Origin of the sequence: Rhizobium sp. MHM7A, assembly GCF_005862215.1 — a bacterium.
Lineage (GTDB): Bacteria > Pseudomonadota > Alphaproteobacteria > Rhizobiales > Rhizobiaceae > Rhizobium > Rhizobium bangladeshense.
Genome location: NZ_VCHT01000001.1, coordinates 635,086 through 655,920 on the forward strand (window position 1 = coordinate 635,086; position 20,835 = coordinate 655,920).

General features: G+C 53.3%; 26 protein-coding genes and 1 tRNA gene. 11 read left to right on the plus strand and 16 right to left on the minus strand.

Annotation, left to right across the window (positions count from 1 at the left end; genetic code table 11):
* Positions 1-52 precede the first annotated feature (52 nt).
* Positions 53-460, minus strand: a complete 408-nt coding sequence (locus FFR93_RS03770) for a hypothetical protein (protein ID WP_138392034.1) — start codon at positions 458-460, stop codon at positions 53-55.
* Positions 461-621: 161 nt separating this feature from the next.
* Here FFR93_RS03770 and FFR93_RS03775 point away from each other — a divergent pair, with 161 nt between their 5' ends.
* Positions 622-1,365: a hypothetical protein gene (locus tag FFR93_RS03775; protein ID WP_171049061.1), complete on the plus strand. Its 744-nt coding sequence runs from the start codon at positions 622-624 to the stop codon at positions 1,363-1,365.
* Positions 1,366-1,376: 11 nt separating this feature from the next.
* Complete coding sequence (locus tag FFR93_RS03780) at positions 1,377-1,883, plus strand: hypothetical protein (protein ID WP_138392036.1); 507 nt, start codon at positions 1,377-1,379, stop codon at positions 1,881-1,883.
* Positions 1,884-1,906: 23 nt separating this feature from the next.
* On the opposite strand, the gene FFR93_RS03785 is transcribed toward FFR93_RS03780, so the two are convergent.
* Positions 1,907-3,658 carry an IS200/IS605 family element transposase accessory protein TnpB gene (locus FFR93_RS03785; RefSeq protein WP_138392037.1) on the minus strand — a complete coding sequence of 584 codons (1,752 nt, stop codon included), beginning with the start codon at positions 3,656-3,658 and terminating at the stop codon, positions 1,907-1,909.
* Positions 3,659-3,692: 34 nt separating this feature from the next.
* Between FFR93_RS03785 and FFR93_RS03790 the strand changes: the two genes are divergently transcribed.
* The gene (locus tag FFR93_RS03790; protein ID WP_138392038.1) at positions 3,693-4,109 is read left to right on the plus strand and encodes a hypothetical protein; all 417 of its coding nucleotides are present in this window, start codon (positions 3,693-3,695) and stop codon (positions 4,107-4,109) included.
* Between the two features lie 23 nt (positions 4,110-4,132).
* Here FFR93_RS03790 and FFR93_RS03795 read toward each other — a convergent pair whose 3' ends face one another.
* Entirely contained in the window at positions 4,133-4,324 is a 192-nt protein-coding gene (locus tag FFR93_RS03795) for a hypothetical protein (RefSeq protein ID WP_138392039.1), read from the minus strand.
* An 89-nt stretch (positions 4,325-4,413) separates the two neighbouring features.
* Positions 4,414-4,737 carry a hypothetical protein gene (locus tag FFR93_RS03800; RefSeq protein WP_138392040.1) on the minus strand — a complete coding sequence of 108 codons (324 nt, stop codon included), beginning with the start codon at positions 4,735-4,737 and terminating at the stop codon, positions 4,414-4,416.
* Between the two features lie 118 nt (positions 4,738-4,855).
* On the opposite strand from FFR93_RS03800, the gene FFR93_RS03805 reads away from it, so the two are divergent.
* Genes FFR93_RS03805 through FFR93_RS03815 form a run of 3 tightly spaced genes read left to right on the plus strand, consistent with a single transcriptional unit; the run spans position 4,856 to position 6,245 of the window.
* On the plus strand, positions 4,856-5,578 hold the full coding sequence (locus FFR93_RS03805; RefSeq protein WP_138392041.1) for a metallophosphoesterase: 723 nt from the start codon (positions 4,856-4,858) through the stop codon (positions 5,576-5,578).
* Positions 5,575-5,961: a hypothetical protein gene (locus FFR93_RS03810; RefSeq protein ID WP_138392042.1), complete on the plus strand. Its 387-nt coding sequence runs from the start codon at positions 5,575-5,577 to the stop codon at positions 5,959-5,961. The genes FFR93_RS03805 and FFR93_RS03810 overlap by 4 nt, the downstream gene beginning before the upstream one ends.
* A complete protein-coding gene (locus FFR93_RS03815) occupies positions 5,961-6,245 on the plus strand; it encodes a hypothetical protein (RefSeq protein ID WP_138392043.1) in 285 nt (94 codons plus the stop codon). Before FFR93_RS03810 ends, FFR93_RS03815 begins: the two co-directional genes overlap by 1 nt.
* Before the next feature lie 27 nt (positions 6,246-6,272).
* Here the strand turns inward: FFR93_RS03815 and FFR93_RS03820 are convergent, their stop codons facing one another.
* From FFR93_RS03820 to FFR93_RS03845, 6 genes are all read right to left on the minus strand, one after another.
* Complete coding sequence (locus tag FFR93_RS03820; protein ID WP_138392044.1) at positions 6,273-6,965, minus strand: hypothetical protein; 693 nt, start codon at positions 6,963-6,965, stop codon at positions 6,273-6,275.
* A 336-nt stretch (positions 6,966-7,301) separates the two neighbouring features.
* Positions 7,302-8,027 carry a hypothetical protein gene (locus FFR93_RS03825; protein WP_138392045.1) on the minus strand — a complete coding sequence of 242 codons (726 nt, stop codon included), beginning with the start codon at positions 8,025-8,027 and terminating at the stop codon, positions 7,302-7,304.
* A gap of 57 nt (positions 8,028-8,084) precedes the next feature.
* The gene (locus FFR93_RS03830; protein ID WP_138392046.1) at positions 8,085-8,366 is read right to left on the minus strand and encodes a hypothetical protein; all 282 of its coding nucleotides are present in this window, start codon (positions 8,364-8,366) and stop codon (positions 8,085-8,087) included.
* Between the two features lie 80 nt (positions 8,367-8,446).
* Positions 8,447-8,947 carry a hypothetical protein gene (locus FFR93_RS03835; protein WP_138392047.1) on the minus strand — a complete coding sequence of 167 codons (501 nt, stop codon included), beginning with the start codon at positions 8,945-8,947 and terminating at the stop codon, positions 8,447-8,449.
* Between the two features lie 71 nt (positions 8,948-9,018).
* The gene (locus tag FFR93_RS03840) at positions 9,019-10,194 is read right to left on the minus strand and encodes a hypothetical protein (protein ID WP_138392048.1); all 1,176 of its coding nucleotides are present in this window, start codon (positions 10,192-10,194) and stop codon (positions 9,019-9,021) included.
* A gap of 80 nt (positions 10,195-10,274) precedes the next feature.
* The gene (locus tag FFR93_RS03845; RefSeq protein ID WP_138392049.1) at positions 10,275-10,607 is read right to left on the minus strand and encodes a helix-turn-helix transcriptional regulator; all 333 of its coding nucleotides are present in this window, start codon (positions 10,605-10,607) and stop codon (positions 10,275-10,277) included.
* 148 nt (positions 10,608-10,755) lie between these two features.
* Here FFR93_RS03845 and FFR93_RS03850 point away from each other — a divergent pair, with 148 nt between their 5' ends.
* Complete coding sequence (locus tag FFR93_RS03850; RefSeq protein WP_138392050.1) at positions 10,756-11,934, plus strand: hypothetical protein; 1,179 nt, start codon at positions 10,756-10,758, stop codon at positions 11,932-11,934.
* Positions 11,935-12,433: 499 nt separating this feature from the next.
* Positions 12,434-13,228: a hypothetical protein gene (locus FFR93_RS03855; RefSeq protein WP_138392051.1), complete on the plus strand. Its 795-nt coding sequence runs from the start codon at positions 12,434-12,436 to the stop codon at positions 13,226-13,228.
* A gap of 12 nt (positions 13,229-13,240) precedes the next feature.
* Here FFR93_RS03855 and FFR93_RS03860 read toward each other — a convergent pair whose 3' ends face one another.
* On the minus strand, positions 13,241-13,498 hold the full coding sequence (locus FFR93_RS03860; RefSeq protein ID WP_138392052.1) for a hypothetical protein: 258 nt from the start codon (positions 13,496-13,498) through the stop codon (positions 13,241-13,243).
* Positions 13,499-13,679: 181 nt separating this feature from the next.
* On the opposite strand from FFR93_RS03860, the gene FFR93_RS03865 reads away from it, so the two are divergent.
* Together FFR93_RS03865 and FFR93_RS03870 are read left to right on the plus strand one after the other, a co-directional pair.
* The gene (locus FFR93_RS03865; protein WP_246661275.1) at positions 13,680-14,255 is read left to right on the plus strand and encodes a DUF1643 domain-containing protein; all 576 of its coding nucleotides are present in this window, start codon (positions 13,680-13,682) and stop codon (positions 14,253-14,255) included.
* Positions 14,256-14,440: 185 nt separating this feature from the next.
* Positions 14,441-15,667: an RNA-guided endonuclease TnpB family protein gene (locus FFR93_RS03870; RefSeq protein ID WP_138392053.1), complete on the plus strand. Its 1,227-nt coding sequence runs from the start codon at positions 14,441-14,443 to the stop codon at positions 15,665-15,667.
* 290 nt (positions 15,668-15,957) lie between these two features.
* On the opposite strand, the gene FFR93_RS40680 is transcribed toward FFR93_RS03870, so the two are convergent.
* Positions 15,958-16,047, minus strand: a tRNA-Ile gene (locus FFR93_RS40680).
* Between the two features lie 207 nt (positions 16,048-16,254).
* Between FFR93_RS40680 and FFR93_RS03875 the strand changes: the two genes are divergently transcribed.
* Entirely contained in the window at positions 16,255-17,226 is a 972-nt protein-coding gene (locus tag FFR93_RS03875) for a hypothetical protein (protein WP_138392054.1), read from the plus strand.
* A gap of 62 nt (positions 17,227-17,288) precedes the next feature.
* Here FFR93_RS03875 and FFR93_RS03880 read toward each other — a convergent pair whose 3' ends face one another.
* From FFR93_RS03880 to icmT, 4 genes are all read right to left on the minus strand, one after another.
* The gene (locus tag FFR93_RS03880) at positions 17,289-18,485 is read right to left on the minus strand and encodes a hypothetical protein (RefSeq protein ID WP_138392055.1); all 1,197 of its coding nucleotides are present in this window, start codon (positions 18,483-18,485) and stop codon (positions 17,289-17,291) included.
* Positions 18,486-18,501: 16 nt separating this feature from the next.
* Positions 18,502-19,140 (minus strand): hypothetical protein, encoded by a 639-nt coding sequence (locus FFR93_RS03885; protein WP_138392056.1) that lies wholly within the window; start codon positions 19,138-19,140, stop codon positions 18,502-18,504.
* 104 nt (positions 19,141-19,244) lie between these two features.
* Positions 19,245-20,270 carry a ParM/StbA family protein gene (locus FFR93_RS03890; protein ID WP_138392057.1) on the minus strand — a complete coding sequence of 342 codons (1,026 nt, stop codon included), beginning with the start codon at positions 20,268-20,270 and terminating at the stop codon, positions 19,245-19,247.
* 167 nt (positions 20,271-20,437) lie between these two features.
* Positions 20,438-20,830, minus strand: a complete 393-nt coding sequence (gene icmT, locus FFR93_RS03895) for an IcmT/TraK family protein (RefSeq protein ID WP_138392058.1) — start codon at positions 20,828-20,830, stop codon at positions 20,438-20,440.
* Between the last annotated feature and the right edge of the window lie 5 nt (positions 20,831-20,835).

A 20,835-nucleotide genomic window follows, 5' to 3' on the forward strand; every position in this document is an offset into this window, starting at 1 on the left:
TTCAAAGTTATATCCGTAACCTCAAATATGGGCTTAGTAGACGCCTGTTCGCCTACCCGGCGGCGAGATGCCGCGCGAGCGGATCGCCACCTTCCAGTTCAAATCTCCGGTTCGAAATCACGCCCCACGCCGGATTATTGGCTTCCGACGGATCGTCCAGTCGGAACGACTTGCTTGGTCGATCTCTCAGTTCATTGTAAATCATTTCGAACCCAGCCATTCCGAGCTGATGAAATCGCCAGGCCGTTACCCAATCCGCTTTGCCAGGCACCCCGGCAAAGCGTGGAGAGAACCGAGACGCCTTGTCCACAAACTGCTCATAGGAGAGGCGCTCGAAGGGGACTTGGGAAACACCGTGCTCCAGGAGGTGCGCCTGCGCTGGATTAGGATCGACCAGGCTCCAAACATTGCCGTCAACCGACGACTTTATCCGGGAAGCTTCAAGTGCGCTGAACTTCATGGCGCATCCTTTCGTTCGATACTGCCCTCAACGGGCGCGTCACATCTCACCCAAAATCCTTGGATTGTCAACGAAAGGCTTCGTGCGAGGGCGCGGGTGCGCAATGTTGACATTTTATACGCAACGTGCAAAAGTTTTCCTACAGTTCGTGAGGATAAATCTTGTCGGAAAAACTTGATGCATTGAGGCTGGAGTATCCCCACGCGGAGGCGATCATGTCGCTTCCCTCAATTCCTTCGCCTATCTGGTTCAGCTGGTCATATGACCATTCAAACATGAAGACAGTCGTCGATGACACCGGCCAGATCGTCATGTATGGAGATGTCCTCGTGCTTCGGGCAGGCGCTATCCCGCCAGCAGGAACAGAAGTGAGGCTGACCAAAATTGGCGGCGGCTTCATTCTCGCTGAAGAACAGGAAACCCAGGCGTTAAGGTTTGAGGCAACGCGCCAAAAGGAGTTGGCGAAGATCGAGAAAGACAAGGAAGCTCAACGTCAAAGGCTTCGGGATCGGCAAATTCGCGCCGAACAGGAAAATGCGAAACTCCATATTCCTGTCCGATGGACTTCCGGTCAAAAACGTGTCCTTTCAGGGCTTCTCCGTAATAGCAGCGGTACCGGCGAAAACGCCAGGACGGTAAACCACGTTTTGCTTCTGGAGCGGCTCGCCGACGGAAAGTTCGAACGATCTAGCGGTTCATTCCTCTGCACATCCGCGTCGGGCTCGAATGGTCAGGATTGGACCGGCTACAGGCATTCCAGCGATCATGGAGTCGATGGACGGTATGTGAGCCAAATCACATGCAAACAATGCCTGAAGCTTGCTGGTCGCTGGACAGATGCTCCCGAATGGCGTGAAGCAGAGTTGGGCAATGACGAAGGCCGCGATTACGACGTCGCCTTTTAGAAATTTTAGAAATGGGTATCAAGATGACATTGGTCGTTCTTCAGACGCTGCAGGCACTTGCCGTTAATGAACTTCTCAACGAGCTGGATGACGATACCTTTCCGGGTGACGTCGACAGCGCCATGATTTCCATGACGGCTCAGCTCGGCGGCACGGGTGATATTTCGAGGCTGTCGATGGACGTTCGCCTCCTCTGGCTCCAGCACGAAAAGGCTGTTTTGGCCGAGGGGAAAGGAGAGCCCGTTACACGGAACATGATCGAGTTCCTGTTTGACCGAGCATGTGAGAACTTCTCGTCGAACCTAAAAACAGAAATCGACCTGGCTGGCTTCATTGCTCGAAATCCCGAAATCCTGCATTTCTCGTTTGCGGGACAGGAAGCGAAGAAGACGATCATTGACCAGGCAAGAAGTGGTTTGGTCGCCAGTTATCTCGGCTATTCGGATTATGGTGTGGTTGACCTACACAATGTCCGATCTTTTGGTGCGAGTGACAAATGTCACTCGGCCCGGGTATAGCCCCACCCCGGAACTTCGCAGTTTCACCTGGGAACATCCCGGACAAAACCAGCAGGCGAAGGACCATTGGTCCGTCGCAACGGAAGTTCCTCGGGGTTTGGACCACCCGAGGCCATTCCAGAGGATCGAGACTTGCGTCTCGTCCGCCTGTGCGCTGCAAGCGCCGCTTTGTATCTGACGTTCAGCGTCCGCCACTGTGACCACACATGTCTTCCCGCGATCCTTGCAGGCCGAGGCAGAGTGACATGATCACCGTTGTCGAGGGGAAGGATGATCTTCCCCTCGATGGGCTTTGGCATTCTTTCAGAAAACCCCATCGCCCGGCGGGCAATAGAGAGCGCAGCGGCCGTATGGACGCTCAAGCCGTAACGGCGAGCGAATTTCGTGCGGCCAATCAGGGACGTGAAGGCAGGGTTGACCTGCCTCGGGTAAACGGCGTTGCGTGCACAGGCTGATGCCAGCGCTCGCTGGAAAGACGAATAGCCAAAGGACGACAGCATACGCGCATAGCGAGGGCTACTGTCGGATGTCAGCTGCGCCTTCTTGGTGGCGAAGTCCAGGTCTTCAGCGGCAATAGTAACATCGTACTCTCTGGCTAGGTCGATGATCTGTTTTGCGACTTTTCGTGTGAGGTCCAATGCCTGATCTGACGATAGGCCGTGGGTGACCATCGGGATGGTCCAGCTACGGATGGGATTGCCAAACCGGTCGACCAAGGTCAGCGCCACGCTGTCCGCGTTCAGGTCGATGCCCAAGCAGCCGCGACTATCGTCGAATTTCCCCGGTGTTGTCGGTTGATCGATTGTGACGTGTATCTTCCAGCTGATCTCGTCCCGAACGAACCTCACTGTCAACGGCTGCTGGCGTGCCAATGCCGCGATGATTTTGTCATGTCCCTGGTTGAAGCTGATCTTGCGGAAGGTGATGTAGGACTGGCTCGACGTTCGTATTCCCGGCGGAAGCCTTAGCTCAAGGTTGAACAATCCATCCTTGCGCAGCTTCAGTCGGGCGACCTCGTTGCCGCCCGCCATATTCGCCACTCCTACAAAGGCAAAGCTGGATGTTCGAGCTTTTCTCCAGGTTTCTTTCCATTCGGCGTGGGATTTAAAGCCGTTTGCTTCGAGATCGAACTGTTGGCGAAATAGATTTTTCGCTCCGAAACAAATGCGCGGCTTCTCTGTGCGCTCTTCCGCTCGACGCAGCTGGCACTTCAGGCTCGAAAGTTTACGGCGGTGTTGATGAAGGTTAAAGGGCATCTGATCGACGTCGTTCGCAAGTCCCTTGAGCTTCTGAACGACGATAGCTCGCTTATCAAGCAGCAACTTCAGCTTTGCCACTGCCTTGGCCTTCACAGATGGTTTCGACGCAGCTTCGATCTTCTCCTGAAGTTCACTGATCCTGCCGGACAGATCGTCAAACTTGACCTGATGCCTTGCTAGGCTGACGCGCGCCTTGGCGAGATTGTCTTCCTTGTCCTCGATTTGTTTCTTCTTCTGGTCGACACGCAGCTTAAGGTCTGCTGCTTGGACCTTCGCTAGCTCCGAAATTGAGCGTAATCGGCCGTCAAGAGAATCTTTGGCACTCCGGAACATTACTGACGAAAGGCCAAGCTCGGTGTAAATGTGCCGATATTCATCGGCTTTCCATTCTTTTCCCGACGCCAGGAAAGCATGGATTTTGCGCTCTGCGACGCACATCTTCTCAGCGATCTTGCCGAGTATGTCAGCGTGCCTGTCGTCAACTGCTGCTATGCGTGTTTCGAATGTGCGGATCATAAAAAACTATCTAATGCTTCAGGTAGATCAAAACATGAACATCGAAATCATGTCAACATTTGCTCGGGACAATCAGGGACTTATGGTTAATGCGGATGATCCACACGGTATTCCGAATAGCCGTTATCTCAAGGCCACACAGGCACGAGGGATTAATGAACGGTTCATACGTCAATTCCCTGCTGGGTTCGACCCACTGGGCAACTATCAGCAAGCAGCACTGGACCTGGTGAACTGGCTGCAGGAGAACGACATCGAACTCGCTGATGGATACACGTTCGAAAATCTTCGGTCCGGTGTCAGCCATATCAAGGATGCAGAGAACGAACTGCTTTATTTCTTCAATACGATGGCGCTGGGCAATGCGGAGTCAAATCCTGCCTATCCTATCTTTGCCAGATGTATATTGCTTGCCGAGCAGGCGCTCGCTTTGAAGGATATGTTTCCTTAATAATGGAAAAGGACATTAGGCGCTTATTGCGCGGCGTCCGAACAGACATATCGAACATTTAAAATCTGATCGGCCCAGGTGTCGTGCCCGGTCGCGTCCGCATGGCGAGCTGCTACCGCCATGGCATTGGCAGTCGTCCAAATAGCTTCAGAACCGTTGCAGACGAAGCAACCAGCGATCACAGTCACGCTCGAAAATTTGCGACGGTTATTCATGCGTGCGCTCCATATGTCAATTTGGTCGCTGTAAGGAAAACTCACAACTTGTTTTCCGGCTACAGCGGAGTTGGAAAGGAAATCTCGGATTAACGCATCGCCTGCAAGCGCTCCGCCCGTTCCTCCGAAATCTCCGCCATGAGAGCTTCCCGAGCCTCATCCTGGTCAAAGACGCCCCGGATGTCGCCGATCATCTGAGCGCATGTGTTGATGAGCAGCATCCGATCAATTCCCCAATATTGGGCGATCTCTTCTGCAACTTCACGTACCCTCACTCCCCGACGACGGGCGTCGATGACGTTTACGCCGTCCGGAATGCGGGTGTAGACGGGGTCATCGCGCAGACGGCGCACCAGTTCCGGAACTGCTGAATACAAACGATCTTCATCAGAAATAGGAGAAACTTGCGTCATTTTCACTCTCGCGTGCGACTGTTCCAATGCAATTTAGGCAGGAATTCCTTCGAAGAATTGCAGCTTATTTGCTTGCCAAGACTGTGTCCTAGTGCTATCAAAATGTCAACATTAGAAAATGAATGCACCTCGGAACCGTGACGTGACCAACGTATACGACAATCAGATCGGCTTCTTTTCCGATCCGCATGGCGACTTTGGCTCTGTGAAGCAGGTGCTTCGTTCAGGGGAAGTACCGGCGCATTCGCTTTTTCTCGGAGATTTTGATCTTGATCGCCCGCTCGAACTGGAGCTTGCTGCTCTGATCGACGCTGGTTCCGAAGTCTCCTGGATTCCGGGCAATCACGACGCCGACCGCGTCGAGTGGCATGACTTCGCATTCGCAAGCGCTCTGGCTGATCGCAACATTTCCGGTCGCGTGATCGATATCGGCGGCGTGAAAGTCGCCGGGCTCGGTGGCGTATTTCAAGCTGACGTTTGGCATCCGAAAGATGGCAACGGCAAGCCGAAGTTTGCGACGCGTGCAGACTACATGGCGGCAAACCAGAAAAAGGCGTGGCGAGACGGTTTACCATTGCGCCACCGCGCAACGATCTTTGCCGAGGATTTCAACGCCTTGGCCGGTCTTGAAGCCGATGTGCTCATCAGTCACGAGGCCCCCTCCTCTCACAAGTACGGGCATCAGGAGATTGACGACCTGGCTGAAGTAATGGGCGTTAAAATGATCGTTCATGGCCACATTCACCAGCGATACGTCGCCACGCTTGCGAACGGCATCAAGGTCGCGGGTCTGGAGAAGGCTGGTTATTTGATGAAGACATTTGAGGAACTTCTTGCATGACGGAGTTCATGACGACAGCGCTCGATCCCTACGCCTTTCAGCCGGTGCAGCATCGGGCGGGCCTTCAAGCCGTGGCGGAGGGTTTCGCAGCCGCTCCGATCACCATGCCGCTCGACGTGCATGAGCTTTTCCGCAAGTATCTCGCGGCAAGCGATACCATCGTGGTTCCGCGTATGCTCTTCCTGCAGATGTTCTATGACCTCAAACGAGCCTGGGAGGCGACAGGCCGCGATGTAGCCGCTGGGAGTCATGGAGAGTTCTACAAGACGTTCATGGATGTCGTCGGGCGCGCTGTCGATATGCCCGTGCCGTTCCCTGGCGTAGAGCCCACGGGCGATAAGCGCGCTACTAATCCCTTAGACAACGGTCCAGCGGGCGGTTAATGGCGCTTACGGTCGACCATATCCAAACGATTGTTGCTGCGGTTGATGCAGGCTGGTCGCCTGCAGAGCTGATTGCTGACATGAATTCGGGTCTGGATCATTTCGGCCTTGCCAGCATAAACGCCCTTGCCCTTCCAGCTCCAGTGCCCGTTGACACGTTTCAATTGCCTGCTTTGATCGAAGAGAAGGTCGCCGTCGTCGTTCCGACCTGCGGCTTCTACAATGCTATGGGTATGTTTGAGCCAGACTATGACGATGAGGCACCGGCAGTGATGGTGATCTAGGATTCTTTGAAAGAATTCCTTTGTTCGTCAGTTCGGTTTAGGCGCTGAACACATCATGGTCTCGACGTAGCTCGTCGCGACCTCGACTTCCTGCGGAGAAGCGCCGGTGAACCAGGCTTTAGCACTTAGGCACCAAGTCTCCATACCCTCGTCAGAAATATAGAATTCGCCGCACAGCCGATTCTTCCAGTCAGCGTCGTTCTGAAGGAAATGCTTGAATTCCTCGCGATTACTCACACCAAGTACGCCGCCAAAACCAAGCTCGACTTCGCCCTGAATTTCATAACCGTCCAGCACTTTGGCAGGCTCATTGCCATCCAGTCGCACGGCAAAGATACGATCATCAACCAGCAAGATAACGCCATACATGTTCAGGGTCGGACGACTGTCGATGAAATACTCTGAGCTGAAAAGAATATCACTGGATGTGAGCTTGAAGCAGATGTCCCGTTCGTGCTTGAAATAGACCTTTTCAATCTCTAAAATCTTTTGGTCTGCCGCTTTCAGCGAATCAAGTACGCGGGTATCGCCGTTGTGTCGTCGCACCAGGGCGATGGCCCTGTCGACCGTATCCCGGCAAATTCGTACCTTCTCACCCGGGCGGAAGAATTCTGACTTCAAGTAATTCAGGAAATTTGCCTGTTCTTCCGGTGCGAGATTTGTGATGAATTCCTTATTGACGACGTAACCCTCGCTTTGCAGCTGTTCCAAATCAACCATGACGCTATTTCCTAACCGCTTCAGGAAAGGATGCCGCGCGAGAACACCTTGAACAAGTCCTTCTTTGCGAATTGACCCGCGACAAGCCCTGTCACATCATGGCTTATGAGCGAAAAACTACGCAAAGACGACCCGTTTCAGGAACACCTTCTCATGCTCGCGCACTCTCTTGGTGCTGGCGGTATAGCCTTTGCCTGCTTGGCGGCAATTGCCCGAGACAGTTTCAGCCTTGGGTATTCAGCCGCCTGGGATTTCGGGTGGGCGACCGGCGGCTTCCTGATCTGCTGGACTTTCCTGCTTCATGTCCGATACCGTGGGAAGAGCAAGTTCTCCGGCTCAACGTCCAGGTGACATTGAACTTGTGAGATTTCTGGCCGTAATTACGCCTTCGACCAGTTCGGGATTTGCCTCCGGCCAAGACCGGGCGCTTTCAAGCAAGTTGTCAGCATCGAACGGATAATTGTCCAGCGCAGCCGAGACTGTCGAGATGATCTGGATGGGCTGGTGAGGGTATTGATCCCACAGTGGCGCAATGGTCCATAGCGCTTCATCAAGCGTCTTTGGCTTGATACCACGTGCTTTGCACCATGCGGTTATAGCTGGTCCACTGAGGCCGTTTTTATCCAGGTGGGACACTTGGCGCTTTGCATTAACAAGCCAGAAGTCAATCTTGACGCCATCAAGCCGCTCAGAACGGAAGGAAGAAAGCTCCATCAGGTCTGAGCGCAGCCGGACAACCGGATCATCGGTCACGCCACCTTTCGCTCCAATCTCCCTCATCTCAGCCACAAGGCTTTCAATCAGGGCGTTGCGCCGAGCAGGGGAATTGCTTCGCAACTCTTGGAGTTGCGCACTGCTGGCATTGATCAGCTCGACAGAGTTCGTGATGTCAGGAAAATTCTCGCGAACATAGGGCTCACCAAAATCAGAGGCTAGGTCAAAGTAGCGATTATACGCATCCGCGTGGGTGGAGAAGAGCGCAGAATGGGCCTCTTGTGCGGCGGTCTCTGCCTTAACTACTTCCAGGTAGAAGCGTTCGTTTCCGGTTGTCGAAGTCTGCATCGGTCGTGTCTCGGGGTACTTTAAGGGGAGTCTAAGCACGACCGATGCAATTGTCGATCAAGCCAAGGACTTGGCAGCGTTTTCGAGGCTTTCCTTTGCCTTGGCCGCGAAAGCCAGGCTGCGGAGCCCTGCATTTGACCAGTACGAGATAGCTGCGTTTGCGATTTCGTCGCCCGTCTTGAGGGATGTCAGCGAACCGATGAAGCTTGTAAAATGCTCGATTTCTGCGGTAGCGGACTTGGTCGCTTCTTCGGCGAGTTTCAGCTGATCGGAGACCAATGATTTACCGGCCGCAGCGATCTTTTCATGGTCAAAGAAGTTCTTGAAATTAGTGGTCATGGGATGATTTCCTCCACGGATTGCCATGAAGGAAATCATAGGGCGAATTTATGCTGCGCTGCAACATAAATCGTCAGCCGTTAAGCACGCCGTTTTCTATGGCTCGTGCTTAGTTCATCCAGACCTTCCGCATAGGCGTCGCTGGCTTGAGGATGAGCCTCAATGGAATTGAGCGCACGCTTGTGGTCAGGGTTTTCAGGGTCCCAGGCCTGTCCTACTACGTTGATTGCGTAGTCTGCCGACAATTCTCCGTTCAAGGAAATCTGCCGTGCAACGCCGTCAACTGGGCCTCTCTTGACGTCGGTCGCATAGTTGTAGGCGGCCTTCTGGCTGACGACGTTTCTCGTCAATGGGGCTTCCAACATCGCGGCTTCAAAGGCTGGCCATGCATCCTTGAGCACATATTTAGAATAGAGGAATGCGACTTCCCACTTCTGGAGAATAACCTGCTCGGCGGCTGGATCACGGATGAAGGCCTCGCCCTCATTTTGTTTCCGATCCAGCTGTTCTCGATAGACGCCAGCGGGGAATGTAGCCGTTTTCTTCTGAATACGGCTTTTGAGATGGTCAGTTAGTTTCATCTATGGCACTCATTACATTGACTAACACAATGTTAACGTAACGGCCAAGAATGAGACAATGGGATAACGAATCAGAGGGTTAGAGCTGGTTCGCTTTGATAGGAGGGCGCTAGCTCCATCCAGGCATTTGCACACTCCAGCGCCTCGCCACGCACGTCATGTCCGTTATCTCGCATATATTCGAGAATGGTCTCTCCTAATTCGCCCAGGGAAATTTCAAGTTGTTCGAGATGTTCGCGCGTGGCAGGAACAAAGGAACCGTTTAATTCCTGACTCCACTCCGGACCGATGTCTGTATCGTAGGAACCAGCCCAGAATTCGGGGTCTACGAATGCCCAAACGCCCTGTGGCGGACAAGGTGTCTTGAGCAAATCTTCCACACCATAAAGGTTATGACCAAACAATTGAATTCCTGTTCCTGTCAGAAATGCAGGGTAACAGTTCCCTTTTTTGTCGGGGATCGAGATAAAGAGTCCTAAATCTGGCTCTGTTCGTGCTCGCGCAGCGTCTTCTTGGTAGCGAACATCCCCGGCACTCATGATGTCGAAGCTCTGGAATGTGAAGCCGAGCTGCTCGTATTCGCTCGCGCGGGTTTCAGACGTACTATCAGGAACGAGCGCAAGGAGTTCGTTTGGGTTTCCGGCATTCCCCAGGATGGCCACGTGTTCGAGGGTGACCGTATAGGTTAGTGACTTGTCTTCATTAACGGTCGCCTGGCAGGAAAAATCGCTGCTGACCAGCACGTCACCTCGGCGCGCGCCTTCTGGAATTCCAACGGTCGAAATGTTTAGTTCGCCTACGCCGACGACAATGTGGCCTAAGGTGACACTGTTGTTCTCATCCTCGTCTCTACCGTGACGTGGCCGTGAATTGAGTCCTTCGACGATTTTGCCGCGAACGGTCCCGTCTGACACCTCGGTCAGGTGGATGAGGAGAGAGGGGTCTGAACTGTTTCGACGGTGACGCTGAACTTCCGCAAGGGAATGGTAGTAGGTAATGATCGATTCATCTGACAGCGCAGGGAAAGGACCAGCCCAAGCGACCGCTATGCCTTCTTCTGGTTTATCGCTATGTCGGAACGAACCGTACCCCTGATTGAGATAGATGCTGCCGTCTGGCGTGACCAGGTTCCGTTTCCCATCTAGATCGACCTTGATCTCTGCGAAGCTGGTTGCTGACAATTTCCGTGGGTCATGGACGAGTACGCGGGTGCCCTGGGAAAGGTAACTGATGGTTCGATTGATCATGGAGGTCTCTCTCAAGATAGCGACCAATGATGCTCGCAGGTCTCGCTAACATCAACGGAAGAATTTCCAGCCGAAATGGATTATTGGACACCAGAAGGGTGTGGGTTTTCACTCGTTTCAATATCGTGCGAATGAGGGTCGATTAGCCGGAAATCGGCCTTTGCGGAGAAGGAAATCTCCAGATCGACCGCTGCCGCGTACTTGAAGATGATGATGGCCGATGTCTTCGACGAACCGCTTTCAAATTCTGACAGTGCGCTCCGGCTGCAACCGATCACCCGGCTAAGCTCGCGAAGGCTCATACGACGGGATTGACGTTCATAAATCAATGCATCGCGCAATAGGTCAAGCGTCGTATTTTTGTAGCGCGAAGTAGGCTCATCGGCGCTATGCGAATGCGAATTTTGAGGCATGGTCGTTTTAGGCGACAAATTCAACTTGTTTTAAGGTATGCTGATCTCGTTTGCACGTAAATCAAATTATGAAAAAACCTCGGCGCGACCCGTTAACGGGATGAAATTCCACCTCACAGAAATTTAATGCGCGCCTTGACGAAAACATGTGGTCTTCGGGAAATTCTTTGAGATAGAATTTTTGTGGATCATTAAAGGAATTCACATGGGCCTTCTCCGTCATACCAGCTTTTCAGATTTCGATTTCAACATCGGCAGTGGCACCGAATACGTTCTTGTCGGTGGCGACTATCTGGTTTTTTCGGCGGCTGGCATTATCCAGCGGGTATCCCTGGCCGCGCCTGAGAAGGGGTCGCCAGCCAACTGGCGTATTGAGAGCCTGATCGAGGGCGAGGTGAACGTCCTTTATGAAGGTAGCTTCACCCAGGTCGAAGAGCGTTTCCGCCTGATCAAGGACCGTGCCCGTCGTGACGCGCCTGGCAATCAGCGAACTTCGTTCAAATCTCTCCTTTTTGTGAGCCTTCTGGCCGCTGTATCGGTCTGTGCACTCCTCGGGCCATCTCATCGCTACGAGCCGAGATCGCCGGTCTCTGGACAGGACCAGATCGATTTCAGCGAACTTGTTGACGCGATGAAGATGACTGGCATGGATTACACCCACCTATTGCCGTCACTCGCGGAGCGCTCCGAGATGTCCCCTGAGGCTCTCCGCCAAGGCGGCAAGGAGCCGATTACACAGGTAGTCCCAGACTTGAAGCCGCAAGGCGAAGGTAAGCAAGGCGCGGAAGCAGCATCTCCGACAACCGGCCTTCCGAAGTATTCTCCGGACCTCTACAAGGAAGATCAGACGCTGCCGGTCGAGAAGCCGACCGAGAAAGCGTCAGTCGGTATCAACCAGGGAGCAGCTTCGAAACCAGCAGACCTCAATGCCGAAATCGAAGCTGAACTGAAGAATCTGACACCTGCACAGGCATCGGAGGTGCTGCGAAAGATCAGCATGTTGACCCCTGGTCAAATGAAGGGTGAAGCTCTCGCATCGCTACCGGCGAACCTTCGCAGCCTTATCGAAAGAACCAATGCGGAAGCGTCCCAGGCCCAGGCGGAGCCAACCGGGATCGAGACCACAGATGAAAAAGGGGTTCCTACGAAGCTGATTATCTTGCCGCCAAAGGTCATCGACAATTACCGGACACATGACGGAATATCCAGCATTCCCGAAAACTCGTCCTGGCAGGCAAGAGGTAACCCTACGGTGCACATCCCGTTGCCCGGCGGTGGTGATATTCAGAGCGTGTCAGACTTGGAAAAGTTCGGTCTCAAGCCCTAATTTCCGTCATCCGCTTTCGGTGGGTTCACGTCTTTGATCTTATGGCCGCCCTTTGTTCGGCGTCCGTCATCAGTTTTGTTCATCGTGAGCAAAAAAGCACAAAGACATAAAACCAAGATCGCGAATACGGCTAACGCGAGAACCTTAAAAACGTCAGATGATAATATGTCAGTTGTCATAACGATAGCCTGCAGAGTAGCTAACATTTGTGTGTACAACGCATTTCACAACTTACTAAAACAACAATAACATCGCCCACGTTACTTTGTGAGCCATTATTTGGCCATACATTCGCAGCCCCCAAGCGGTCAAGGCGAACTCACTGAAATCCCTAGTTTTTTGGGGGATACCAAAATGATGGTAAACGGAAGGCGACATTTTGAGCGGAATCAGGGACATTTCGCGGCTCATTTGTTAACGTGTGTGATTCCCTGCGCTTCGCCCGTTGAACGAGAGTAGCAACGTATGCCTGCAATCTTACCTGGGCTGGCGTCCCATCGTGTCGGCAAGCCCAGTTGTTGGGTTGCAGGGTCGCAGTTTCTATGCGCTCAATGGTGATACGGAAACAGGAACTTCTTCAATGATCTCCATTTGCACGTTTACTGGAATTGACGCCAAGACCGACTTGGACAGAGTGTTGGCGCTGTCGGAGGAGTTTCCATTCCTGGAGTTCGGGGTGCTCCTGTCGCTTACTCCAGGGGACAAGGATGCGCGATACATGGCTCCGTCGGTTGTCGAGCTTGTTCTGAAAAAGTTGGCATCGCATGACGTCAATCTCGCACTGCATGTCTGCGGTAGCGCTGTGAATGCCTATGTGGCGGGTGATCAGGTGGTGAAACGCCCTGCCCTTTACGCTGACCGGGTCCAGCTTAACTTCAGCGCAAACCGCGTACCATTCACCATGGAAGAACTTGATAAAGCAATTTCTACGGCACCATATAAGATCATCACGCAGCATTTCCCGCCCAATGCTGAGCTGGTTTCCGCATTGAAGGCGAAAAACCATCAGGTCCTTTTCGATCTTTCAGGAGGGCGCGGCATCGAAGCTGACGCGTGGCCGGACGCGTTCGAGAACAAGGCTACGGGTTTCGCCGGGGGGCTTGGTCCCGAAACGATTGACGCCGCTCTTCCAAAGATTTTGAAGTCCTCAGACGTTGGGAACTCGTGGATCGATATGGAGAACCGGGTCCGCACTAATGGCTATCTCGATCTCGATCTTTGTGAGGCAGTCGCGAAGAAAGTTGCGCCGTTCATCACTTACGATGAGAGTGCCCGCGCTCAGATCATTGGATAGAACTGGTCGGCTTCAGTCTACACGGGCCTTGTACGCTTCATCGATCAGTTCGTCGATCAACGACACGTCACCCAGGTTTGTGGGGTATTCGATGAACATAGCGCCGCCCGGATATCCGGCGTCATAGCCGACGCCTACTGCTGCACTCAGTGCCAGGACAGCTGAAATGCCGCCGTGGATACGGTACGGACTGATTGCGATGCCCGGCCGTCCGCTGGGCATCCAACCATGATGTCTGCTGCGGTTTTCAAGAATGTCAGCGCTGGCCATTTTGATGTCCTTGTTGGAAGTCCTACCTATGTGCCAGGTCGCCTTAAATGTCAACATTGAAGTCGGAATCCTTCTATCAGTTAAGGTCGATCAGCCTTGCCAGTCATCTTTTTATCGGGAACACTTTCAATTAACTCCTTAGCTCCAATATCCATGGCGCAGAACTGAATGGGTGATTCCTGTGAATGCTTTTTCATTCGAACTGAACGGAAAACACGATCCAGGCGGCAAGGTGCGGCTTGCCCTGGCAGACGACATCGAGAGCCACGCCGTGTTCTCGGATTGTGAGCGTTACCGTGTGCTTCTATCTCGTCGGTGGCGTTCTGAGACCGCGCGCCCGGGCTATGTCCTTTGGATAGGCATGAATCCGAGCACAGCAGACGCCAAGTTCGATGATCCGACAGTCAAGAAAGAGCGGAAATACACCAATCGCTGGGGCTACTCGCACTATGTGAAGTGCAACGTGATGGATTACCGCGCAACGAAACCGAAAATGTTGCTGGAGCCAGGGGTAATCCCGTGCAGCGAAGAAAACCTGAAGGCGATCATCGAGGCCGCGAAAGGGGCATCTCTCGTCATGTTGGCATTCGGAGCCCCGCACAAGAAACTCCGCATATATGGAGAGCGTGTGGTTGATGAGCTGACAAAGCTAGGAATACCGTTGTATTGCCTTGCCCACACGAAGGATGGTTTGCCCGCGCATCCGCTGTATCAGCTGGATTCATCTGAGCCAATTCCGTTCAGGCAGGCTGCTTGATCGGAAAATGCTCGGCGATCTTCACGGGGCCGTTAAAGAGACTTTGGTTTTGGTAGCCCAGCTGGGGTCCTCACCAGGTTGAGGAGCATCGAAAGAGAGGATTGTGCGCTGTCCTTGATTTGCGCTTGGAATATAGGTTAAAGTGTTGTTCCTGATCGATATTCAACGGTTAGCTTTTTATATTTATGATGCTTGCTCACAAAATCGCGCTCGACCCGAACAATAAGCAGCGAACCTATTTCGCGAAAGCCGCCGGAACGGCTCGATTCGCTTATAACTGGGCATTGACCGAGTGGCAGAAGCAATACGCCGCCTGGAAGGCGGACAACAGTCTGGCTCGACCATCGCAGATGTCACTCCGACGGCATCTGAACAGAATTAAGCGCACGGACTTTCCTTGGATGATGGAAGTCACCAAGAACGCCCCGCAGATGGCTATTATTCAGCTCGGGGAAGCGTACAAAAATTTTTGGGCCGGACGCGCTAAATATCCAGCTTTCAAGAAGAAAGGCGTTGATGACCGCTTCACCCTAACTAATGACAAGTTCACCTTGAACGGCTCTCGCATCCGCATCCCGAATCTCGGTTGGGTGCGGATGCGAGAGCCGTTGCGCTTTGAAGGAAAAGTCCAGTCCGCAACGGTCTCCCGCAAGGGAGACCGTTGGTTCGTTTCCTTCAACGTCAAACTCGACAATCTTAAGCACCTGCCAAAAGCCGAAAACCAAGGCGCAACAGGTGTGGACGTCGGTCTGACGACCCACGCAACGCTCTCGAATGGGGAGAAGGTCGCAGGACCGAAACCCCACAAGAAGCTGCTCAATCGAGTGAAGAAGCTGTCCCGCAGCCTGAGCCGCAAAGTGAAAGGTTCGAAGAACCGGACCAAGGCGAGGGTGAAGCTTGCAAAGCTTCATATGCGGATTGCCAACATCCGTAACGATGCGATGCATAAGCTGACGACAGACGTCACGAGGCGTTTCCATACCATCGGCATGGAAGGGTTGAACGTCAAAGGTATGTTGAAAAACCGGAGACGTGCCAGGGCGACGGCCGACATGGGTTTCTTCGAGACCCGTCGACAGATGACCTACAAGGCCGACATGCGTGGCGGGATTGTCGTTGCTGCGGATCAGTGGTTTCCAAGTTCAAAGCTCTGCCACTGCTGCGGGTGGAAGCACGACAAGCTGACGCTGAAGGAGCGTCAGTGGACGTGCGAAGAGTGCGGAGCGTTCCATGACCGGGATGTCAACGCCTCGATCAATCTTGAGAATTATGCTGTAAGGCATATCGCCGTGAGTTCCACGGTGGCTGCCTGTGGAGGGGAAGGCGCTGGCCGTCGTCGCAAGTCGGTGAAGGTGAAACCGTCCCCAGCGAAACAGGAAATCAACAGCAAACCGGAGAATGTCTATACATGATCAGGTTGGTGTAAGTTTGGTGGAACGGTATAAATCCCTCTTGCAGCCAGCGCTAATCCCCGAAGCTGTCTGGCTCATCAGGTTTACAGTGTTACAATGCTTTCCTGGGCGTTAGCTGTTGACCCGCATAAGGAGTTAGCGCCCACGGGGAGCCTGCATTTGAAGAATGTAGAAGCTCGGCGTTACCGCTATACCGGCTCACACAAAAATGGTTTGCCTGCGCATCCGCGTAAAGAAGATGTTAGCTCGTCGCCTTGCCCGGATTAGGACTTTTCGTTTTGAAATGAGTTTGGTAGGCCGCCTGGGACTCGAACCCAGCGTGGGCGCTAATCAAGCGCCAAAGGGGGTATAAGGCCCTCATGCACACCCGTGCGCAGCCCTGAGATACAGTGTCTGGTTCACTTTCGTGACCGGCTTACCGTATTCGCAGAGCATTCGTGGGTGTGCAATTTTTCGTCATGCTTCAAACCTAGTAGATCAATTCGGCCTCGTCAAGCCTAATGTTGACAGAATTGTTTTGAACCGAAATTGCACCTTTCCGATGACCAGGATAGGCTGAAGCTCAGAACTCCTCAGAGACCGCTACAATGTCCGAAAAAGACCTTTCGATTGACACTTCTGACTTTACCAATATCCGCCCTTCCGACTTTCCCTTGCTGACCGCATACATTGTCGGCCGTGGCCTGCAATCGGAAGAGCGGTACGTCAAAGCCCTTCGTTACATCGATACCGGTCTGCGTCGAGGCGAAATCAGAAACATTGCGTGGAAGGAATCGAAGGACGCGTTGAGCCGGTTCGTCGATCACGCATGGGAAAAGCTGATCGATGAGCCCTACTTCTGGGGCAAGCGCGCGCAATCGGAAGACTTGTATCAATTCGGCTGGGATGTTCGCGTCAGCGGGCTACATGGCGTTACCGCAGCGAAGAAGCGTGCTGATAAGACCAAGCTTGAAGGTCCGGCCGTTGAAGCGGCGCGAAACCTGCTAAATGAGCTGCAGCCACTTACCGACGCGGTCAACAGCCTCAAGGCTCATATTGTCAAAGGAAGAGAGCCGAACCCCGATCCCAAGCCCGAAAATCCAAACAAAGTGGTTCGCACCTGTCCGTGCTGCTTCCGTGGTATCGCTGTGCAATCCAACAGAATGGTCCACCATGGGTACGAACGCCCATGGGAGGGCATGCAGACTGCAAGCTGCATGGGCATTCACTATAAGCCGCTGGAGCGCTCTGACGAAGGGCTGCGGGCGGCTATCACCGGAATGGAGAACCATATCACCCGCCGCGAGAACGACCTGGCGGAAAAGGATACAAAGACAACGCTCTCGGTGAAGAATAGCAGGGGTCAAGTGATCGAAATTACCCCAGAGCACAAGGGATGGGCATCGGCCCTCCAGGATTGGGAATATCGCGTGAAATCCAACATCCGGATATCCAAAGAGACGCTGGTTGCGTTAAAGGATAAGCTTTCAGTGTGGAAGCAGACCGAATTCGATCCGGAACGGCCCGACGCTGAGTTCGATGTATCAGGTGATGCGTCAAGGGGGCCTAAGGTGATCTAAGCCCGGAAATGATAAAGGCCCCGACTGGGGCCTTTTCCTTGATTACATCTCTGTAGCAGCTGTCAAACGATCTCTTCGTGTGTGAAGAACTGCTTCAGCGACATGATGCCCTGATCATTGAGGTATCGCTCCAGGCCAAGCACGGCTTCTTCCACACGTGGCTCTCGAAGGGCGTTCAGATGTGTCATTTCTGCCTTCCAGTGGTTGACGACACCTGCTCCCTCGATGAGGAAGGCGTGGCGGCCATTGTTGTTGAGCGTGTACCACAAAGATCGGTCGAAGCGCTTGACGTAGCCCATGTCCGCATCTTTGAGAATCCCGGACTTCTTCTTCGTGATCGACATGAAGCCGAAGACCGCTGTGTTCTCAAAGCCGAAGTTTTTGCAGAAATGGTCGATGACTTTGATAACTTCTTCGGTGTCCTTGTATCGATTGACCAGGTCCTGCGATGCCTTTTCACCGTTGTTGTCTCCCGCCCATGCAATGTTCAGGATTTCGCGCTCTTTGACAGCGAGCGCCTGATACTTCTTGTAATATTTTTCCATCGAACCGAGGTAGTGGAGACTGCCCAGAATAAGGATCGCCTGGACGTGGAGGCTTGCACGCTTAAAACCGTGCCAAGGCGCGCCGAGCTGAGCCTTGAACGCGTCGAATACCTTGGCTTTGTTTTCCACATCAAAGCGTCCATTTTCCCAGGAAATGCCGTGCGCCTTTAGCCAATCGGTCGGACGATCAGAAGGGCGTACATCTTTGTCCCGGCCATCTGGATCGAACTGAGCGGAATATGTCGCGACCTTCCACTCTTCTGACTGGTATTTGCCAAAGCTTGGCCGGTCCTGCTTTTTCTTCTGTAGATTGTCAGCCAAGCCGAAGCGACGGCTGAAACCTTTGCCCTTCATCTTGAGCATCAACCAGGCACCAAGGCCTATGATGATGGCAGCTAGAACAATGTTCACCTGGCCACCGACGGTGGACCGAATCTGAAGGAATACTGGCCACGAGATGTCTGTCCAGGCGCTATATGTCCCGTCAAAGAAATAGCCGATGTACTCCTTGTACTTCTGACCATTTTCTCCGATGCCAATGGTGTATTCCAGCAGCAGGATGAAAACGTAGTCGATAGCGAGCAAGGGGAGCACGATAACCGCCCTCGCCTTGAACCAGATCAGAAGGCAAACCATGGCGATGAACGCCAGGATTACGAAAAGATAGGCCTCTGTATTGCTATCGTTGTCATTTGGTTTTTTGGGGCCTGCCATCTTAAATCCTTCTTGCTCACATTAGATCGAGGAAGGACTTCGTGTCGGAGCCCTTCGTTTCGCCATTCCCATTGTTCATCGGAGTTTCGTCGGCGGCTACCTCACCAGAAATCGGACGCTTATCTTCTCTGGCGATCTGGGGTGGCCTCTCGTTCGTTCTCGCGGGCGCTGGGTGCGGTTCTGCGATCTTTTGAGGGGTATGGTCGTGAACGCGAGGTGCAGCCTCGTACGGGCCCTCCTGCGGATGCTGCGAGAATGGGGCAACCTGCGGGGGATAGTAGGGTTGGGCCGGATACGGCTGAGGCACAAATTGCGGCGGATAAGGCTGCGGGTAGCCGAAGCCTGCAGGCGGGTGCCCCTGCGCTGCTGACTGAGGGTTCCTCGCCTCCTCGATGCGTCGCTTACGCCTGATTTTCTTGTCGACGAGCATGTCGAGATTTAGCGACTCGACGATCTCCTCAGGCATTTGACCGTTTTCGGTAAGGGCCATGAGACCTGCAGTGAGCATCGCGCGAAATAGGTTCTGCCCGCGAGCCTTACCCTTTTGCTGCGCCAGGTTCCACACGCGAAGCAACAAGTCCTCGTCCGCAATACCTTCTTTCAGGTACAGCTGGATCGCGACAGACCTTTTGAGTGAGATGTCCACCTTAGGCATTCTGAGTCTCGCCTGAAACTTCGGTCGCCCACGTCGGGTCAGCCGTCAGCCCGAAGGTGGCAGCTGTTACCCAGTGGTTTTCCGAAGTGAAAACGACCATGTTCTCACTTCCCGGCCAAGGACTTGAGTTTGGCGAACTTGAACAGGCCGCGAGCGTTCGAGAATTCCGGATCATCAATGATCTTGCCATTGCGGAACTCATTAGCGATTTTCGAGAATAGAGCCGAACCGCCACCTACGAATACGATAGCCGACATGGTCGCGCCACTGTTGATACGGCGCTCAACTTCACGGGCGATCTTGTCCTGGTACTCGGCAATGACGCGATCCACGATGCTGGACACGTCGTGTTCCTCATTCCAGAGCGTGATTTTGCCGGTGCGAACGGCCTCATCAATGACCTTGATCTTAAGCTCGTCTGTGAGCTTGAAATGAGCAAGGATGCCCTTGGAGACATCGTTGTAGACGTTGAGGACGCCCATATTGGTGCTACGCGAGCGCTGATGATCCACAGAATGACCGCCAATAACGACAGCGATATCCGTGGTCCGCCCGCCGATGTCGATGATGGCAACTTCGCCCGAAACGTCGCCGCGCTTTTCAAGCTTGTCATCGAGGGCATAGTCGAACCATGCAGCAACGGCCTGACAGCCAACGGTGACAGACTGGATGGACGGTGCGACGCCACCAGAGAGAAGTTCCACTGGTTTCATGAGGTTCGAGGTCTTCGCCTGAATCTTTTCGTCGTTCTTGAAGCCTGTCGGAAGGAAATAGTCACTCACCGGAAGACCGGTAACTAGATTGATTTCCTGACCTGCATAGATTCCCTTCTCAGAAGAGAGAATGCTGTGGTTCACCAGCACACGGTTCATTGGGGAGGTGTGGAAACCGTCGAACTGCGTGTTTTCGGACTCAATCTCGTCAGAGACAGTGAATGGACCGACTTCAGTGCCATAGAGTCCGATCATACCTTCGCCGGAAACGGACCCAATGCCGTAGCGACCTGAACGGACTGAGGAGCGAATTCGGGTCTTGATGATCCGGCCATCTGGAGTTTCGCTGTACTGCTTGATCTGGGCGTAGCCGTCATCGACAGCGACGATGAGCGGCGCGTTTTCCTTTAAGGACATAAGGATTTCCTTTCAAAAGCCTATTGGCTCGTGTGCTTAGATTTTATTGTGAGCGGCTTTTTGGAATGGTCAAAGCAAAACGATAATTACGATTCATTTTTCTTTGTTTCCGATTCCGCTTTCAGCCGAAATGTTGCGGAAAAGCGACGTCGCCGCCGTTATCGCGCTTACCTCTGTTTTCCCGGAACAATTTCTGCTTTGCTGCTCACCATCCGGTCGTTTTCCGTCTTGGTGACGACAACCGCCTTTAGGTCAATCATGCCGTTGTAAGCTTCCTGCTGCCAAGGGAGCCGAATATACTGGAAGTCAACTTTCCTCCTGATCTTATGGTTCGGAAGCCCCGGTCGGTATGGCCCGGCAAGCCACGCCCGGAAAGCTCTGAGGCCTCCTGGTAGTCCCATGCCGAGACGTTCGATGTACCAGGCCAGCGCCACGGCTAGAAGATCGATGGCAATTGTGTAACCACGGATATGAAGCATTGAGGCCATAAGGACCACGCCGACCCGCACGTCCATAAAAAAGAACCGTGCTGGTTTATATGTGTTTCTAAAGTGTGGCACGAACC